This window comes from Sinomonas albida, assembly GCF_004919045.1.
Classification (GTDB): domain Bacteria; phylum Actinomycetota; class Actinomycetes; order Actinomycetales; family Micrococcaceae; genus Sinomonas; species Sinomonas albida.
The window spans coordinates 203,008-217,298 of record NZ_SWDW01000004.1 but is presented as its reverse complement, the minus strand read 5'-3'; the positions used below and the strand labels follow the sequence as shown (position 1 = coordinate 217,298).

The window sequence follows — 14,291 nt, the reverse complement described above, 5'->3', positions numbered from 1 at the left end:
CGGGTCTGCCGCGGCCCGCCCGCGTTATGCGTCGCGCCGTCAGCGCGTGGGGTCGTCGCCGCGCGTGAGCCGGTCCCAGCCTTCGATCTCGTCGACGCGGGACGCGGGCGCCTCGGCGTCGCCCTCGCCGCCCGAGCCGTCCCCTTGGCCTGCACCGCGCGAGGTGCGGGAGCCGGCGTCGTACTTCGTCCGGGTGGGCCAACGGCGCGAGGCGACCAGCGCCAGGACGCCGCACAGCGCGAGCAGCGCGCCCGCCACCGTGGCGCCGACGGGGAACCAGGTGAGCGCCGTCGTCGCGGCCCCACCGGAGACTCCAGTCGCCTTGGCGATCGAGCTGTCCGCGGCGCCTCGCGGATCGGCGATGACGGCGATGCACGCCGAGGCGATGCCGAACCCGGCGAGGACGACGACGACGCTCGCCACGATGCGCCCGAGTCGCCCCGCGACGGCGGCGGCCAGGACCCCCGCGAGGCCCACGAGTGCGAGGGCCGTGACGGCGGTCGCGGCCTTGCTGCCCTGGACCGTGACGTGCGCGGTCCGCACGGCGGCGCCCTGCACCTCGGCGTCGATCCAAGTCTGCGTCGTCGAGCCGAACGCGAGCAGCGCCACCACGACGCTCAGGCCGATCACGGTCGACTTGCGGGCCCACACGGCTACGCGCGCCGGTTCATGTCCCGCGGTCTCCACGATCCCGTTCTCCTGCGGCTCAGCCACGCGAACCACCTCCGACCCCAGGCAGCGTCGCGGCGGAGCGCAGTGCGGACGCGGTGTGCACGGCGCGCAGCGGCGCCGCGGCCTTGTTGACCGACTCGAGCGCCTCGGCCACCGGGTCGGAATCGGCCACGATCCCGCCGCCGGCCTGGACGTAGGCGCGGCCCTCGCGCAGGAGCGCGGTGCGGATCGCGATGGCCATGTCCATGTCCCCCGCGAAGTCGAAGTAGCCCACGACCCCGCCGTAGACCCCTCGCCGGCAGGGCTCGACCTCGTCGAGCAGCCGCAGCGCCCGGGGCTTCGGCGCGCCCGAGAGCGTGCCGGCCGGGAACGTCGCGGCGAGAACGTCGTACGCCGTCGCGTCCGGGCGCAGGTGGCCGTCGACGGTCGAGACGAGGTGCATGATGTGGCTGAAGCGCTCGACCTCCATGAACTCGCTCACCTCGACCGTGCCCGGGCGGCACACCTTCGAGAGGTCGTTGCGCGCGAGGTCGACGAGCATGAGGTGCTCGGCCCGTTCCTTTTCGTCCGCGAGGAGCTCCTCCGCGAGGGCGCGGTCCGCCTCAACCGTGGCGCCGCGCGGGCGCGAGCCGGCGATCGGGTGCGTCACCACCTGGTCCCCGGTCACGGTCACGAGGGCCTCGGGCGAGGAGCCCACGATCGAGTACTCGCGGCCGTCCGCGTCGGCGAGGCTCAGGAGGTACATGTACGGGCTCGGGTTGAGGGCCCGGAGCACGCGGTAGACGTCGAGCGGCGCCGCATCGAAGTCGAGCTCGAAGCGGCGCGAGATCACCACCTGGAACACCTCGCCGTCGACAATCGCCTCCTTGCCGCGCGCGATCGCTGCGAGGTAGCCGGACTCCGCCCAGTTCTCCTGGACCTTGTCGCGGTAGTCGACCACGGGGCCGAGCACCGACACGGCGGCGGGGGCCGGCTTGAGGACGCGCTCGACCATGCGCGTGAGCCGGGCCACGGCGTCCCGCCACGCGTCGTCGACGCGCTCGTTGCTGTTGTCGAAGTTGATCGCGTTGGCCACGAGGGTCACGGAGCCGTCCACGTTGTCGTGCACCGCGAGGTCGGTCACGAGGTTCATCGCGAGCTCGGGCAGCTGGAGGTCGTCCTCAGGCGGGGAGAGGAGCTTCTCCCAGCGCCGCACGGCCTCCCAGCCCACGAAGCCGACCATCCCGGACGTGAGCGGGGGGAGGGAGTCGAAACGCTCGGTCCGCAGCGCGGCGACCGTGTCGCGCAGGGCCTCGAGCGGGTTGCCGCTCGTCGGGACGCCCACGGGAGGCTCGCCCGTCCAGAATGCCTCGCCATCCTTGCTCGTGAGCGTCGCGCGCGACTCGGCGCCAATGAACGAATAGCGGGACCACGACCCGCCCACGGCCGCCGACTCGAAGAGGAACGTGCCGGGATGGCCGTCCGCGAGCTTGCGGTACAGGCTGATGGGCGTCTCTGCGTCGGCGAGGAGCCTGACGCGGACCGGGATGACACGACGGTCCGCGGCGAGCGTCCGGAACTCCCCGAGCGAGGGTTCGATGACTCCTAGGTCAAGCATGGCGTGGGTCGTGTGCCTTCCGTTGAGGGCGGGGCGGGTGGCTGGTTCGGGTGGCGGGGCGGGACCCTCAGGCCGTCGCTGCGGCGGAGCCGACGACGGCGGGCAGCTCGCGGCCGTCGAAGCAGGTCCGCGTGCCGGTGTGGCAGGCGGCCCCGATCTGGTCCACCTGGACGAGGAGCGCGTCGCCGTCGCAGTCGAGCGCGACCGACTTGACCCACTGGACGTGGCCGGAGGTATCCCCCTTGCGCCAGTACTCCTGCCGCGAACGCGACCAGAAGGTGACCCGGCCGCTCGTGAGCGTGCGGTGGAGCGCCTCCTCGTCCATCCAGCCGACCATGAGCACCTCGAGGGTGTCGAACTGCTGGACGACGGCGGCAACGAGGCCCGCGGGATCCCGCTTGAGGCGGTCCGCGATCTCGGCCGGCAGGGCGCCGAAAGTGGGGTTCTTCTGCTCAGACATCCCCTCAAGTCTAGTGCTGATCGACGGCGCGCCGGTCCGCGCGCGCGGGTACCCGCTCGCGTGCTAGTTTCGCTAGTGATGCACTTCGTACCGCCGTCCCGGGAAGTTCTGGCCGAGACCCTGCTCGCGGCCGGTCCCAGCGCGCCCACTCTGTGCGAGGGCTGGGCCGCCAAGGAACTCGCCGCTCACCTCTACCTCCGCGAACGCAGCCCCCGTGTGGGCTTCGGCCTGGCGGTGCGAGGTCTCCGTGGCGTGTCCGACGCCGCCACCGAGCGCCTCGCGTCCAAGAACGCCGCGCCCGAGGCGTTCGCCTCCCTCGTCTCGGCCTTCCGCGCAGGCCCGCCCAAGGCGTCGCCTCTGCGCATCCCGCGCCTCGACGAGGCCGCGAACCTGGCCGAGTTCTTCGTCCACACCGAGGACGTCCGGCGCGCGACCGAGCGCTGGGCTCCCCGCGCGCTCGACGCAGCCTACTCCGACGCCCTGTGGGAGCACGTGGTCCGGCAGGCGGCCATCCTGTATCGCGGCGTCGATCTGGGGATCGTGCTCGTGAGCCCGCACGGCCCGCGCCACGTGGCGAAGCGCGCCGCCGTATCGGTCGCCATCGTCGGCGAGCCCGGCGAGCTGCTCCTGCACGCGACTGGCCGCGGATCCCACGCGCTCGTGACGTTCGAGGGCCAGCCTGACGCCGTCGCCCTCCTCACGACCGCAGACGTCGGGCCCTGAGCCGCGTCTGCGTTCGAAGAACCCTAGAGTTCGAAGATCCCTAGAGTTCGAAGAACCCTAGACCGCGCCAGACCGCGACCGCCGCAACGCGGGTCAGCGGACTTCGTAGCCTGCTTCGCGGATGGCCGCCTTGACCTGGGCGATCATGCTGTCCGGCCCGAAGTGGAACATCGACGCGGCGAGGACGGCGTCGGCGCCGGCCTGGATCGCCGGCGGGAAGTGCTCGGGCACGCCCGCGCCGCCCGAGGCGATGAGCGGCACCGAGACCGCGTCGCGGATGAGCCGGATGAGCTCGAGGTCGAAGCCTTCCTTGGTGCCGTCCGCGTCGATGGAGTTGAGCAGGATCTCCCCCACCCCTCGGTCCGCCGCCTCCTTGGCCCACGCAACCGCGTCGATGCCCGTGCCGCGCCTCCCGCCGTGGGTGGTCACCTCGAAGCCCGACGGCGTGTGGGTGCCTTCCTGGACCCTGCGCGCGTCGACGGACAGGACCAGGACCTGCGAGCCGAAGTGGCGCGTGATCTCGTCAATGACGTCGGGACGCGCGATCGCGGCGGTGTTGATCGAGGCCTTGTCGGCGCCCTCGCGCAGGAGCCGGTCCACCTCGGCGACCCCGCGGACGCCACCGCCCACTGTCAGGGGGATGAAGACCTCCTCCGCGGTGCGGCGGACGACGTCGAACGTCGTCTCCCGCTCGGACGAGGACGCCGTGACATCGAGGAAGGTGAGCTCGTCGGCGCCCGCCCGATCGTAGCGGTGCGCGAGCTCGACCGGATCGCCCGCGTCGCGCAGGCCCTTGAAATTGACTCCCTTGACGACGCGCCCGGCGTCGACATCGAGACACGGGATGACGCGGACGGCGACGCCCATGGCCGGCCCCTCCCTCAGATCCGGCACGCGTGGATGCTGCTGACCAGGATCGCGCGCGCGCCGAGGTCGTAGAGCTCATCCATGACGCGGTTCGTGTCCCGCTTCGGCACCATCGACCGCACGGCGACCCACTCAGAGTCCCGCAGCGGCGAGACAGTGGGTGACTCGAGGCCCGGCGTCAGGGCCGAGGCCTGCTCGACGAGCTCCTTGCGCACGTCGTAGTCCATGAGCACATACCGGCGTGCCACGAGCACACCAGTCAGCCGGCGGATGAGCACGTCGATGGCGGGAAGCTCGTGGCCCCTGCGCCCGATCAGGACGGCCTCGGACTCCAGGATCGGATCCCCGAAGACCGCCATCCCCGCGGCCTTGAGCGTGTTGCCGGTCTCGACGACGTCCGCGATGGCGTCCGCGACGCCGAGGCGCACCGAGGACTCGACAGCCCCGTCGAGCCGCACGATCCGAGAGGGGGTCACGCCCAGATCCTCGAGATAGGTCCGGACCAGGCCGTCGTAGCTCGTGGCGACGCGGCGGCCGTCGAGCTCGGCGACGGACGTGAACTCGCCGTCGGGTCCCGCGAAGCGGAACGTCGACGCCGCGAAGCCGAGCGGCAGGAGCTCCTCGGCCTCGACCTCGGCGTCGATGAGCAGGTCGCGCCCGGTGATGCCGACATCGAGCGTGCCCTGGCCCACGTACACCGCGATGTCGCGCGGCCGGAGGAAGAAGAACTCGACGTCGTTCTCGGGATCGAGCATGACGAGCTCGCGGCCCTCGCGACGCTGGCGGTAGCCCGCCTCGGAGAGCATCGAGGACGCGGCCTCGGACAGGGAGCCCTTGTTGGGAACTGCTACACGGAGCATGGTGGTCTTTCTGTTCGGAAGGGGAGGTACGCGGCTTCCGCCACGGACGCCCGGTTCTGCGGGGAACCGGGTGCGCCCGCGGCTACAGATGCGTGTACACGTCCTCGAGCGTGAGGCCCTTCGCGATCATGAGCACCTGGACGTGGTACAGCAGCTGCGAGATCTCCTCAGCGGCCGCCTGGTCCGACTCGTACTCGGCCGCCATCCAGACTTCGGCGGCCTCCTCCACGATCTTCTTCCCGATGCCGTGGACTCCCGAGTCCAGCTCGACGACGGTCCGCGACCCTTCGGGGCGACTCGTGGCCTTCTCGCTGAGCTCAGCGAACAGCGACTCGAAATCCTTCACGGGTCAAGCCTACTGGAGGCTCATGGCCCGCCCGCATCGGCGGGGGCCGTATGACCTCGACGATGTGACCAAGCCCATAGCGGGAACGGGGCCTTCGCCGCTCAGAGCGCGCTCAGCGTGGCAGCGGTGAGGAGCGCCGCCGTCGTCGCCTCGTGCCCCTTGTCCTCGACGGACCCCGGCAGGCCCGCCCGGTCGAGGCCCTGCTGCTCCGTGTCGCACGTCAGCACGCCGAAGCCCACGGGCACGCCCGTGCGGACGCTCACGTCCGTGAGGCCGACCGTGGCCGCTTCGCACACGTACTCGAAGTGCGGCGTTCCGCCCCGGATCACGACGCCGAGGGCGACGACGGCGTCGTGCGTCGCCGCGAGGCGACTCGCGGCCACCGGGAGCTCAAAGCTGCCCGGGACGCGCACGACCGTGGGCGAGGCGATGCCCGCGTCCCGCGCGGCGCGCAGGGCGCCGTCGAGGAGGCCGTCCATGATCTCGGTGTGCCAGCTCGCGGCCACGATCGCGAGCCGCAGCTGCGCGAGGCGTGGGTCGTCGAGGGCGAGGGTGGGCGCGCCGTGTCCGCTCACGTGGTGGTGGTTCCTTGTCTCTCAGGGACGTCGCTGGACGTCCGCGTGGTCGTGAAAGGCGACGTCTCCGCGAAGGGACGCTCAGTCGTTGTCCGATTGGATGCGCGGCAGGACGGCCTCGACGTCAAGCGTCAGGCGGTGCGCCATGCGCTCCTTCTTGGTCTGCAGGTACCGGAGGTTCTCGGCGCGCGAGGGAACCTCGGTGGGCACCATCTCGACCACGTGCACGCCAGCATCGGCCAGCCGGTGCTGCTTGTCGGGGTTGTTGCTGAGGAGCCGGATCCGCGTGAGGCCCATCTCTGCGAGGATCTGGGCGGCCGCGTCGTAGCACCGCGCATCCACCGGGAGGCCCAGCTGCTCATTCGCCTCGACGGTGTCGAAGCCGGCCTCCTGGAGCGCGTACGCCTTGATCTTGTTGGCGAGGCCGATCCCCCGGCCCTCCTGCCCGCGGAGGTACAGGAGCGTGCCGCCCTCCTCGCGGATGAGCGCGAGCGCGTAGGCGAGCTGCTCGCCGCAGTCGCAGCGGTAAGAACCGAAGACGTCTCCCGTGAGGCACTCGGAATGGAGCCGCACGAGGGGGGCCACGCCGTCGGCCGGTGGCTCCGGTGAGCTCACGGCGAGATGCTCGTGTCCCGTCTCCTCATCGATCCAGGCCTGCGCGACGAACTCGCCGAACGCCGTCGGCAGCTTCACGATGGGGCCGCCGCTGACCGGATGCTTGCGCCGCGCGCCGTCTGCACTCGTGCTGCTCATCTCATTCCTCCCCGGCATGCCCGCGGGCCGCCACAAAGTCGACGAGGTCCGCGATCGAGATGAGCGGGCATCCGTGCTCGTTCGCGAATCCCCGCAATGCAGGGAGCCGCATCATCTCTCCGTCGTCGTGGACCACTTCTGCAATCACTCCTACTGGGGCCAATCCAGCCAGACGGCACAGGTCAACGGCCGCCTCGGTGTGGCCCCGGCGGGCCCGCACACCTCCGTCAACCGCCCGCAGCGGGAATATATGCCCCGGGCGCGTGAAGTCGGAGGCCGTCGACGTCGCGTCGGCGAGGGCCGCGACGGTCTTGGAGCGGTCCGTCGCGCTGATGCCGGTCGAGATGCCTGCGCGGAGGTCGCACGAAACCGTGTACGCCGTGCCTTTCGCGTCCTCGTTGCGCTCCACCATGGGCGGCAGCGCGAGGCGATCGGCGACGGCGTTCGCGAGCGGCACGCACACCACGCCGGACGTGTGCCGGATCGTCCAGCCCATGAGCGCTGGCGTCGAATACTGCGCGGCGAAGATGATGTCGCCTTCGTTCTCGCGGTTCTCGTCGTCGACAACGACGACGGCGCGGCCCGCCCGGAGCGCGTCGACCGCCGCCTGCACGGGCTCGAGGCGGATGGCCTGGGCAGGGGCGCTCATGCCGTCGCCTCCTCGGGGTCCATCGTCACGCCGGCGGCATGCCGCGCCCGGGCACTGCCCTGAGCCACGCTTTCGAAAGAGAGCAGGCGCGCGGTGTACTTCGCGAGCACGTCGACCTCGAGGTTGACGGCGGCGCCGACGGCCTTCGCACCGAGCCCCGTCTCGGCGAGCGTCGCGGGGATGAGTCCGACCTCGAACCACTGCTCGGGCTCGGACGCAGGGCTCACCGCTGTCACGGTGAGGGACACGCCGTCGACCGCTATCGAGCCCTTCTCGGCGACGTACGGCGCGAGCCCGGCCGGCACGGTGAAGCGAAGGCGATGCCAGTTGCCCTGCGGCTCCCTCTCAACCAGGGCGCCCACACCGTCCACGTGCCCCTGGACCACGTGCCCGTCGAGCCGGCCCCCTGCAGGGACGCAGCGCTCGAGGTTCACGCTGTCTCCGGGGGCGAGGCCCCCAATCGTCGTGCGGGCCAGGGACTCGCCCATGACGTCGACTGCGAACGTGTGGCCGTCGTTGCGGATCGCGGTGAGGCAGCAGCCGTCCACCGCGATGGAGCCCCCGAGGGGCAGGTCGGCTGCGAGGGTGGGGGCGGTGAGGGTGATGACGGCGCTCTGGGCCGTGGCTTCGACGGCCTCGACGATGCCGCGCTCGGCGATGATCCCGGTGAACATCAGTGGTGTCCTTCTTCGGATGGATGAGGGGTGTCGCGAGGTCCTGCCTCGGCGGGCGGTGTGGTGGCGGGCGGTGTGGTGGCCTGCGGGGCGGTGGCGGGCGGTGCAGCGGCGGGCCGCAGATGCAGGCGCAGGTCGGTGCCGAGGCGTCGGACCGCGCCTCCCCCACTCTCGTCCCACGCCCAGTGCTGGGCGTCGGCCAGCGTGCGGATGCCCAGGTCGGAGACGGTCCCCTTGCCGGAGCCGAGGATCGTGGGCGCCTCGTAGACGATGAGCTCGTCGACGAGCCCCGCGGCGAGGAAGGCCGCAATGATTCGCGAGCCGCCTTCAACCATGAGATGCCTCACTCCGAGGTCGAACAGCTCCGCGAGGGCCGCCGCTGGATCCTGCGTGCGCACGTGGTGGAAGCGGCCGTCCGTGCCGCGCACCGCGGCGCCCTCGGGGACGTCGCGAAGTCCCATGACGACGCGCAGCGGCTGGCTCGGAAGCAGGGTGCCGTCGCCGTCCCGCGCGGTGAGCCGCGGATTGTCCACGAGCACGGTCTCCGTGCCCACGAGGATCGCGTCGATCCGGGAGCGGATCGCGTGGTTGTCCGCGAGCGATTCGGGGCTGGAGATCCATTGGCTCGTGCCGTCGTCGGCCGCGATCCGGGCGTCGAGTGTCTGGGCCATGTGCAGCGTCACGAACGGGCGGCGCCCGCGCACGGCCGCAAGCCAGCGCTCGTTGAGCTCTTCGGCGCGGTCCGCGAGGAGTCCCGACTTGACCTCGACACCGGCGGCGCGCAGCGTCTGGGCCCCGCCGGCGGCGGCGCTGTGGGGATCGTCGATCGCATACACCACGCTCTCGACCCCGGCGCGGATGAGGGCCTGCGCGCAGGGGCCCGTGCGGCCAGTGTGGTTGCACGGCTCGAGCGTGACGAACATCGTGGCGCCCCTGAGGTCCACGCCCGCGCGCTCGGCGCTCGCAATGGCGTCCGCCTCCGCGTGCGCCGTGCCGGCGCCGCGGTGGTGGCCCGTCGCGAGGATCGAGCCATCGCGGCCGACGGCGACCGCCCCGACGAGCGGGTTGGCTCCCCGCAGCCCGCGGCTGGCGAGGGAGAGCGCGTCGGCCATGTGCGCGACGTCGTCAGCGCTCCACGTCCAAGGGTCCATGCTCGCTGGGAGCGGGGCGACGCTCATACCGCCGCCGCCTCGCCGTCCGCGGACCGTGCCGCGGCGGCCGCCGCGCGGGACTCCCGGCGCTGCTCGCGCCACCACACGAAGAAGCCGGCGAGGGTGAACGTGCCGTAGAGGGCGTACATCGTGCCGCTCGCGTAGTAGCCCGCGCTGAAGAGGAGGGGGACGCCCACGACGTCCACCGCGACCCAGATGAGCCAGAACTCGGTCCAGCCCCGCGCCATGCCGTACGTCGCGAGGAACGAGCCCATGAAGGTCCACGCGTCGGCCCACACGGGCGGGTACGAGCCGAGCGTCGCGAAGAGCGGGGTGAGCGCCGCCGTTCCGGCGACGAGCGCGATGGCGAGCCCCAGCCGCGTGCGTCCGCTCGCCCAGCGGGGCGCGATCGCCCCCTGCGCGAGGTCCGCCTGGCCGGCTCCTGGGTCGCCCCGCCGGGCGGCGTCCCGCGCGCGCTGCCACTTGGCCCACCCGTACGCCGACACCGCGAGGAACATGAGCTGGCGCCCCACTTGGCCCCACAGGGTCGCCGAGCCGACGCCGGTTTCCGGGGCGACCCCGAAGGCCGCGCCCGCGAAGACTGTGACAAGGAGGAGATTGCCCGCGATGCCCACGGGCCATGCCCACACGCGGCGGGCCATCCCGCCGAGGGCGCTCGCGAGGCCGAAGACGTTGCCCAGCACCTCACGGACAAGGAGCGCCGATCCCGCAATCGGGATCTGCGCGGTAAAGAGCCACTGCAAGAAGTCCATCGCAACCTTCCTTTCCGGACCGCAGCGGCTCCGGGGTTGCGACAGAGGCGGCGCGCCACAGCGCACCGCAGACTGCACGTGCTTCTCCCATCCAGACTTTAACTGTCGGTACCGGAATTCCACCGGTTCAACCGTTGGCCTCGCCCACAGGGAGCTCGGCCGCAGGGTCGCGGACTGTCACCGCCGGTTCGGACTTTCACCGACCCCGGAGCACGTTCATTTTTCTCAACCGCTCATGACCCGCCATCGATGCCCAAGTGCTGCAGATGACAGATCAATCAAACGGCCATTGCCATTGTGGCACACGGTCCCTGTGGGCGGGGTGCGAACGTCATAAACGTCACGGCACCGCCGGGCCGAGGCACCGCTGCACCGCCGCGCCGCCGCGCCGCCGCGGGGAGCTACGCCCGAACTGCGGCCTCGGCTGCCGCGCGCAGCGCGTCGACGGCCGACGCCGGGTCGTCAGCCCCGTAGACCGCCGATCCGGCCACGAAGACGTCCGCCCCGGCCTCGGCGGCGCGCTCGATGGTCGCGGCCGAGATCCCGCCGTCGACCTGGATCGCGACCTTGGCCCCGCTGCCGTCCACGGCCTCCCGCGCCCGGCGGATCTTCGGGAGCGTCAGGTCGAGGAAAGCCTGGCCTCCGAAGCCCGGTTCGACCGTCATGACAAGCAGCATGTCGAGCTCCGTCAGCATGTCCAGGTACGGTTCGACCGGCGTGGCGGGCCGCAGCGCCATCCCGGCCTTGGAGCCCCGGGCGCGAAGCTCGCGCGCGAGCTTGATCGGCGCGATGGCCGCCTCGGCGTGGAAGGTGACGGACGCGAGCCCGAGGTCGGCGTACAGCGGCGCCCAACGGTCGGCGTCGGCAATCATGAGGTGCGCGTCGAGCGGCAGCCGGCTCACCGCCTGGAGCCGCTCCACGATGGGCAGCCCCAGCGTCAGGTTGGGGACGAAGTGGTTGTCCATGACGTCCACGTGCACGGCGTCCGCGGTCCCGATCCGGGCCAGCTCGGCCTCGAGGTTCACGAAGTCTGCGGACAGGATGCTCGGGTGGATGCTGCAGCGGCTCACTCAGGACTCCTTCTGTGGGTGCGGCGGCGTGGCGGCACGCCGCGGGCAGGGTTGGGCAACACGGCGGGCCTCAGCCGTCTCCGCGGCTGCGCTTCCGAAAGAGCGCCAGGAACATCGCGTCGGTCCCATGCACATGCGGCCAAAGCTGGGCGGTCATGCCGTGCCCCGCGCCCAGCGGCCTGAGTGCGACCGCATCGAGCGCCGCGCCCGCGTCGACCGGCTCGATGTCGGTGCGCCGGCGGAGCGCATCCTCGACGACGGCGACGGTCTCGGCAGGGTGCGGGGAACACGTCACGTAGCCCACGACGCCTCCCGGCGCCGTCGCGTCGATCGCCGCCGCGAGGAGCTCGCGCTGGAGCGGCGCCAGCTCTGCGAGGTCCTGGGGCGTGCGGCGCCAGCGCGACTCCGGACGACGGCGGAGCGCGCCGAGCCCGCTGCACGGAACATCCGCGATCACGCGGGCGAACGTGCCGTTGAGCTCCGCGCCGAGCGTCCGACCGTCGCCCGTGCGGACGTCCCACGCCCGCCCGGGAACGGGACGCAGGGCCTGGCGCACGAGGTCCGCGCGGTGTTCGGCGGGCTCGTTCGCGAGCAACGTCGCCCCGCGTTCGGCGGCGAGCGCACCGAGGAGCGCGGCCTTGCCGCCAGGGCCGGCGCACAGATCAAGCCAGCGTTCGCCGTCGTCCTCGCCGCGTTGCCCGACGAGCGGCGCAGCCGCCACCGCGCGGGCCACGAGCTGGGAACCGACGTCCTGCACCCGGAGCGTCCCGCCGCGCACGGCCGCCCAGCGGCCCAGGTCCCCGCCCGCCGACAGGGCGGAGCCCTCGACGAGCTCTCCCGGTGTCGCGCCGGCGTCGAGCGCCTCATCGACGCTCCCCAGCCCGGGCAGGGCGACGAGGTTGACCACCGGGGCGGCGTTGTCGGCCTCGAGGAGGGCATCGATCTCGGCCACCGGGCGCCCATGGGCCACGAGCGCCTGGCGCAGCGCGCGCACGATCCACTGCGGATGCGCGTACCGCACCGCGGCCGCCTCAGTCTCGTCCGCCGTCGTGCTCGTCAGCTCGTCGAGCCACTGCCCAAGGTCGCGCTCGCTCACGCGCCGCAGGACCGCGTTGACGAGCGAGCCCGGGCCCGCACCGACCGTGCCCCGCGCGAGGGCGACGGTCTGGTTGAGCGCGGCGTGCGGCGGGACGCGCATCGCGAGGAGCTGGTGGGCCCCGAGCCGCAGGACGTCGAGGACGGCCGGATCGAGGCGATCGAGTGGGCGGTCCACGCACCGCGCCAGGATTGCGTCGTACGTTCCCTGCCCGCGGAGCGCCCCGTACGCGAGCTCCGTCGCGAAGCCCGCGTCCCGGCGGTCCAGCCGGTGATGCCGGATCCGGGCGGGAAGCACGAGGTTCGCGTAGGCGTCGTCGCGCGAGACGGCCCGGAGGACCTCGAAGGCCACAAGCCGTGCGGGGTCAGCGGCCCGCGCGCGCTGGCTCGGCGCCTGCTGGCTGAAGTGCCGCTGCCCGGTCGCGCCGCGATTTCGCTCGCGCCCCTGCTCGTTGCGCCGGGACGAGCGCCCGCGATCTGCGGATCCGCGCTCCGACGGCGTCATGCGAACCTCATCCCTTCGGCGGTGGCCGCTCCACGGGCCCAGTCCGCGGCGGCCATCATCTTCTTCCCCGCGGGCTGGACGCGGACGAGCTCCAGCGCGTGCGTCGCAGTCCCGACGAGGAGCGTCTTCCCGTCCCACGAGAGCTCGCCTGCGGGCAACCCGGTGACATCGGACCTGAGCCTGGGGGGCTCGAGCTTGAATCGCTCGCCGCCGAGCGTCGTCCACGCACCCGGCTCCGGGGTGACGCCGCGGGCCCGTCGATGGATCGCCACGGCCGGCTGCTCCCAGTCGAGGCGGCCGTCCTCGAGTGAGAGCTTCGGCGCATACGTCGGTTCGCCCGTCTGCGGCTGGGGGGCCGCCGACCCGTCCGCGATCCCCCCGAGGGTCCGCGCGAGCAGCGAGGCCCCGCTCACGGCGAGTTCGCCGAGCAGCTCCCCCGCCGTCGCGTCCGCGGCGGGGGTGAGCGCGAGAGTCCCGAAGATGGGTCCCGTGTCGAGGCCCTCCTCGAGCCGGAACGTCGAGGCCCCCATGACGTCATCCCCGTGGATCACGGCGTGCTGCACGGGGGCCGCCCCGCGCCATGCCGGCAGCAGCGAAAAGTGCAGGTTGACCCAGCCATAGGCCGGTACCGCGAGAGCCGCAGGCGGCACCAGGCCCCCGTAGGCGACGATCGCCGCGGCCTCGGGCCGAAGCGCGGCCAGCTGCTCGGTCACCTCGGCGGTGATGCGCGCGGCTTTGACGACGGGCAGCCCCAACTCCGCGGCACGCGAGGCAACGGGCGACGGCGTGAGGACCCGCTTGCGTCCGATCGGCGCGTCCGGCCGGGTCAGCACCCCGACGAGCTCGATGCCCGGCTCGGCCGCGAGCCGATCGAGCGACGGCACAGCGACCTCTGGGGTGCCCGCGAAGAGGACCCTCACGCGCTGCTCCTCGCCGCGCCGAACGCGCTCTTGCCGAACGACGCGCCGGTGCCGAAGGCCGAGCCCACGTGGCCCGCTCGCTTCGTCACGGTCTGTCCGGCCACCGAGGAGTAGTCGGCCGCGCGGATCGCCCGGTAGGCCGAGCGGCGCTCGTCGCCCTCGAGCCGGTCGACGAAGAGGATTCCGTCGAGGTGGTCCGTCTCGTGCTGGAATGCGCGCGCGAGCATTCCCTCGGCCTCGATCGTCATGGCATTGCCCTGTACGTCGAAACCGGACGCGGTGACAGTGCGACGGCGCCGGACGGGGTAGGCAACCCCCGGAATGCTCAGGCAGCCCTCCACGACGTCGTCCTGGAAGTCGTCGGACAGCTCGAGGACAGGGTTGACCAGATGCCCGCGCACGCCGTCGATATGATACGTGAAGACGCGCTGGCCAACGCCGACCTGCGGCGCGGCGAGGCCCGCGCCGTCGACGTCCTCCATGGTCTCCATCATGTCCGCTACGAGCCGTTCGAGCTCCGGCCCGAAGTCGGCTACGGGGTCCGCTGGGGTGCGCAGCACGGGGTCGCCGATGATCCGGATGGGCAGGATGGCCATGGCGC

17 protein-coding genes and 1 riboswitch are annotated in these 14,291 nt (G+C 72.2%); of the genes, 1 reads left to right on the top strand and 16 read right to left on the bottom strand.

What is annotated here, in order from left to right:
* Positions 1-39: 39 nt before the first annotated feature.
* The 3 genes from E6A26_RS05700 to hisI form a co-directional block, all read right to left on the bottom strand.
* The gene (locus tag E6A26_RS05700; RefSeq protein WP_234865093.1) at positions 40-714 is read right to left on the bottom strand and encodes a Trp biosynthesis-associated membrane protein; all 675 of its coding nucleotides are present in this window, start codon (positions 712-714) and stop codon (positions 40-42) included.
* Positions 707-2,269: an anthranilate synthase component I gene (locus E6A26_RS05695; RefSeq protein ID WP_136610218.1), complete on the bottom strand. Its 1,563-nt coding sequence runs from the start codon at positions 2,267-2,269 to the stop codon at positions 707-709. Before E6A26_RS05695 ends, E6A26_RS05700 begins: the two co-directional genes overlap by 8 nt.
* Before the next feature lie 67 nt (positions 2,270-2,336).
* Positions 2,337-2,729, bottom strand: a complete 393-nt coding sequence (gene hisI / locus E6A26_RS05690; RefSeq protein WP_136610217.1) for a phosphoribosyl-AMP cyclohydrolase — start codon at positions 2,727-2,729, stop codon at positions 2,337-2,339.
* A gap of 78 nt (positions 2,730-2,807) precedes the next feature.
* Here hisI and E6A26_RS05685 point away from each other — a divergent pair, with 78 nt between their 5' ends.
* Entirely contained in the window at positions 2,808-3,452 is a 645-nt protein-coding gene (locus E6A26_RS05685) for a TIGR03085 family metal-binding protein (RefSeq protein ID WP_136610216.1), read from the top strand.
* A 93-nt stretch (positions 3,453-3,545) separates the two neighbouring features.
* Here E6A26_RS05685 and hisF read toward each other — a convergent pair whose 3' ends face one another.
* From hisF to def, 13 genes are all read right to left on the bottom strand, one after another.
* Entirely contained in the window at positions 3,546-4,319 is a 774-nt protein-coding gene (gene hisF, locus E6A26_RS05680; protein WP_136610278.1) for an imidazole glycerol phosphate synthase subunit HisF, read from the bottom strand.
* Positions 4,320-4,333: 14 nt separating this feature from the next.
* Positions 4,334-5,179 carry an ATP phosphoribosyltransferase gene (hisG, locus tag E6A26_RS05675; protein ID WP_136610215.1) on the bottom strand — a complete coding sequence of 282 codons (846 nt, stop codon included), beginning with the start codon at positions 5,177-5,179 and terminating at the stop codon, positions 4,334-4,336.
* A gap of 82 nt (positions 5,180-5,261) precedes the next feature.
* Positions 5,262-5,525, bottom strand: a complete 264-nt coding sequence (locus E6A26_RS05670; RefSeq protein WP_136610214.1) for a phosphoribosyl-ATP diphosphatase — start codon at positions 5,523-5,525, stop codon at positions 5,262-5,264.
* A 101-nt stretch (positions 5,526-5,626) separates the two neighbouring features.
* Positions 5,627-6,100: a 6,7-dimethyl-8-ribityllumazine synthase gene (ribH, locus tag E6A26_RS05665; protein WP_136610213.1), complete on the bottom strand. Its 474-nt coding sequence runs from the start codon at positions 6,098-6,100 to the stop codon at positions 5,627-5,629.
* An 81-nt stretch (positions 6,101-6,181) separates the two neighbouring features.
* A complete protein-coding gene (gene ribA, locus E6A26_RS05660; protein WP_211128971.1) occupies positions 6,182-6,853 on the bottom strand; it encodes a GTP cyclohydrolase II in 672 nt (223 codons plus the stop codon).
* Between the two features lies 1 nt (position 6,854).
* Complete coding sequence (gene ribB / locus E6A26_RS05655; protein WP_136610211.1) at positions 6,855-7,502, bottom strand: 3,4-dihydroxy-2-butanone-4-phosphate synthase; 648 nt, start codon at positions 7,500-7,502, stop codon at positions 6,855-6,857.
* The gene (locus E6A26_RS05650; RefSeq protein ID WP_136610210.1) at positions 7,499-8,176 is read right to left on the bottom strand and encodes a riboflavin synthase; all 678 of its coding nucleotides are present in this window, start codon (positions 8,174-8,176) and stop codon (positions 7,499-7,501) included. Before E6A26_RS05650 ends, ribB begins: the two co-directional genes overlap by 4 nt.
* On the bottom strand, positions 8,176-9,327 hold the full coding sequence (gene ribD / locus E6A26_RS05645; RefSeq protein WP_136610277.1) for a bifunctional diaminohydroxyphosphoribosylaminopyrimidine deaminase/5-amino-6-(5-phosphoribosylamino)uracil reductase RibD: 1,152 nt from the start codon (positions 9,325-9,327) through the stop codon (positions 8,176-8,178). Before ribD ends, E6A26_RS05650 begins: the two co-directional genes overlap by 1 nt.
* A gap of 23 nt (positions 9,328-9,350) precedes the next feature.
* Positions 9,351-10,100: a nicotinamide riboside transporter PnuC gene (gene pnuC / locus E6A26_RS05640; protein ID WP_136610209.1), complete on the bottom strand. Its 750-nt coding sequence runs from the start codon at positions 10,098-10,100 to the stop codon at positions 9,351-9,353.
* A gap of 75 nt (positions 10,101-10,175) precedes the next feature.
* Positions 10,176-10,317: riboswitch (FMN riboswitch) on the bottom strand.
* 184 nt (positions 10,318-10,501) lie between these two features.
* Positions 10,502-11,170 (bottom strand): ribulose-phosphate 3-epimerase, encoded by a 669-nt coding sequence (rpe, locus tag E6A26_RS05635; protein WP_136610208.1) that lies wholly within the window; start codon positions 11,168-11,170, stop codon positions 10,502-10,504.
* Between the two features lie 70 nt (positions 11,171-11,240).
* The gene (locus E6A26_RS05630) at positions 11,241-12,770 is read right to left on the bottom strand and encodes an RsmB/NOP family class I SAM-dependent RNA methyltransferase (RefSeq protein ID WP_136610207.1); all 1,530 of its coding nucleotides are present in this window, start codon (positions 12,768-12,770) and stop codon (positions 11,241-11,243) included.
* Positions 12,767-13,690 (bottom strand): methionyl-tRNA formyltransferase, encoded by a 924-nt coding sequence (gene fmt, locus E6A26_RS05625; RefSeq protein ID WP_136610206.1) that lies wholly within the window; start codon positions 13,688-13,690, stop codon positions 12,767-12,769. The genes E6A26_RS05630 and fmt overlap by 4 nt, the downstream gene beginning before the upstream one ends.
* Positions 13,687-14,286, bottom strand: coding sequence for a peptide deformylase (def, locus tag E6A26_RS05620; RefSeq protein ID WP_136610205.1), 600 nt, complete (start codon positions 14,284-14,286; stop codon positions 13,687-13,689). Before def ends, fmt begins: the two co-directional genes overlap by 4 nt.
* Positions 14,287-14,291 lie beyond the last annotated feature (5 nt).

What these genes read in the sequence shown, in the direction of transcription:
- E6A26_RS05695 (WP_136610218.1), bottom strand. Translation starts at nt 2,269, where the DNA reads ATGCTTGACCTAGGAGTCATCGAACCCTCGCTCGGGGAGTTCCGGACG.
- hisI (WP_136610217.1), bottom strand. Translation starts at nt 2,729, where the DNA reads ATGTCTGAGCAGAAGAACCCCACTTTCGGCGCCCTGCCGGCCGAGATC.
- E6A26_RS05685 (WP_136610216.1), top strand. Translation starts at nt 2,808, where the DNA reads ATGCACTTCGTACCGCCGTCCCGGGAAGTTCTGGCCGAGACCCTGCTC.
- hisF (WP_136610278.1), bottom strand. Translation starts at nt 4,319, where the DNA reads ATGGGCGTCGCCGTCCGCGTCATCCCGTGTCTCGATGTCGACGCCGGG.
- hisG (WP_136610215.1), bottom strand. Translation starts at nt 5,179, where the DNA reads ATGCTCCGTGTAGCAGTTCCCAACAAGGGCTCCCTGTCCGAGGCCGCG.
- ribA (WP_211128971.1), bottom strand. Translation starts at nt 6,853, where the DNA reads ATGAGCAGCACGAGTGCAGACGGCGCGCGGCGCAAGCATCCGGTCAGC.
- ribB (WP_136610211.1), bottom strand. Translation starts at nt 7,502, where the DNA reads ATGAGCGCCCCTGCCCAGGCCATCCGCCTCGAGCCCGTGCAGGCGGCG.
- E6A26_RS05650 (WP_136610210.1), bottom strand. Translation starts at nt 8,176, where the DNA reads ATGTTCACCGGGATCATCGCCGAGCGCGGCATCGTCGAGGCCGTCGAA.
- ribD (WP_136610277.1), bottom strand. Translation starts at nt 9,327, where the DNA reads ATGGACCCTTGGACGTGGAGCGCTGACGACGTCGCGCACATGGCCGAC.
- pnuC (WP_136610209.1), bottom strand. Translation starts at nt 10,100, where the DNA reads ATGGACTTCTTGCAGTGGCTCTTTACCGCGCAGATCCCGATTGCGGGA.
- E6A26_RS05630 (WP_136610207.1), bottom strand. Translation starts at nt 12,770, where the DNA reads ATGACGCCGTCGGAGCGCGGATCCGCAGATCGCGGGCGCTCGTCCCGG.
- def (WP_136610205.1), bottom strand. Translation starts at nt 14,286, where the DNA reads ATGGCCATCCTGCCCATCCGGATCATCGGCGACCCCGTGCTGCGCACC.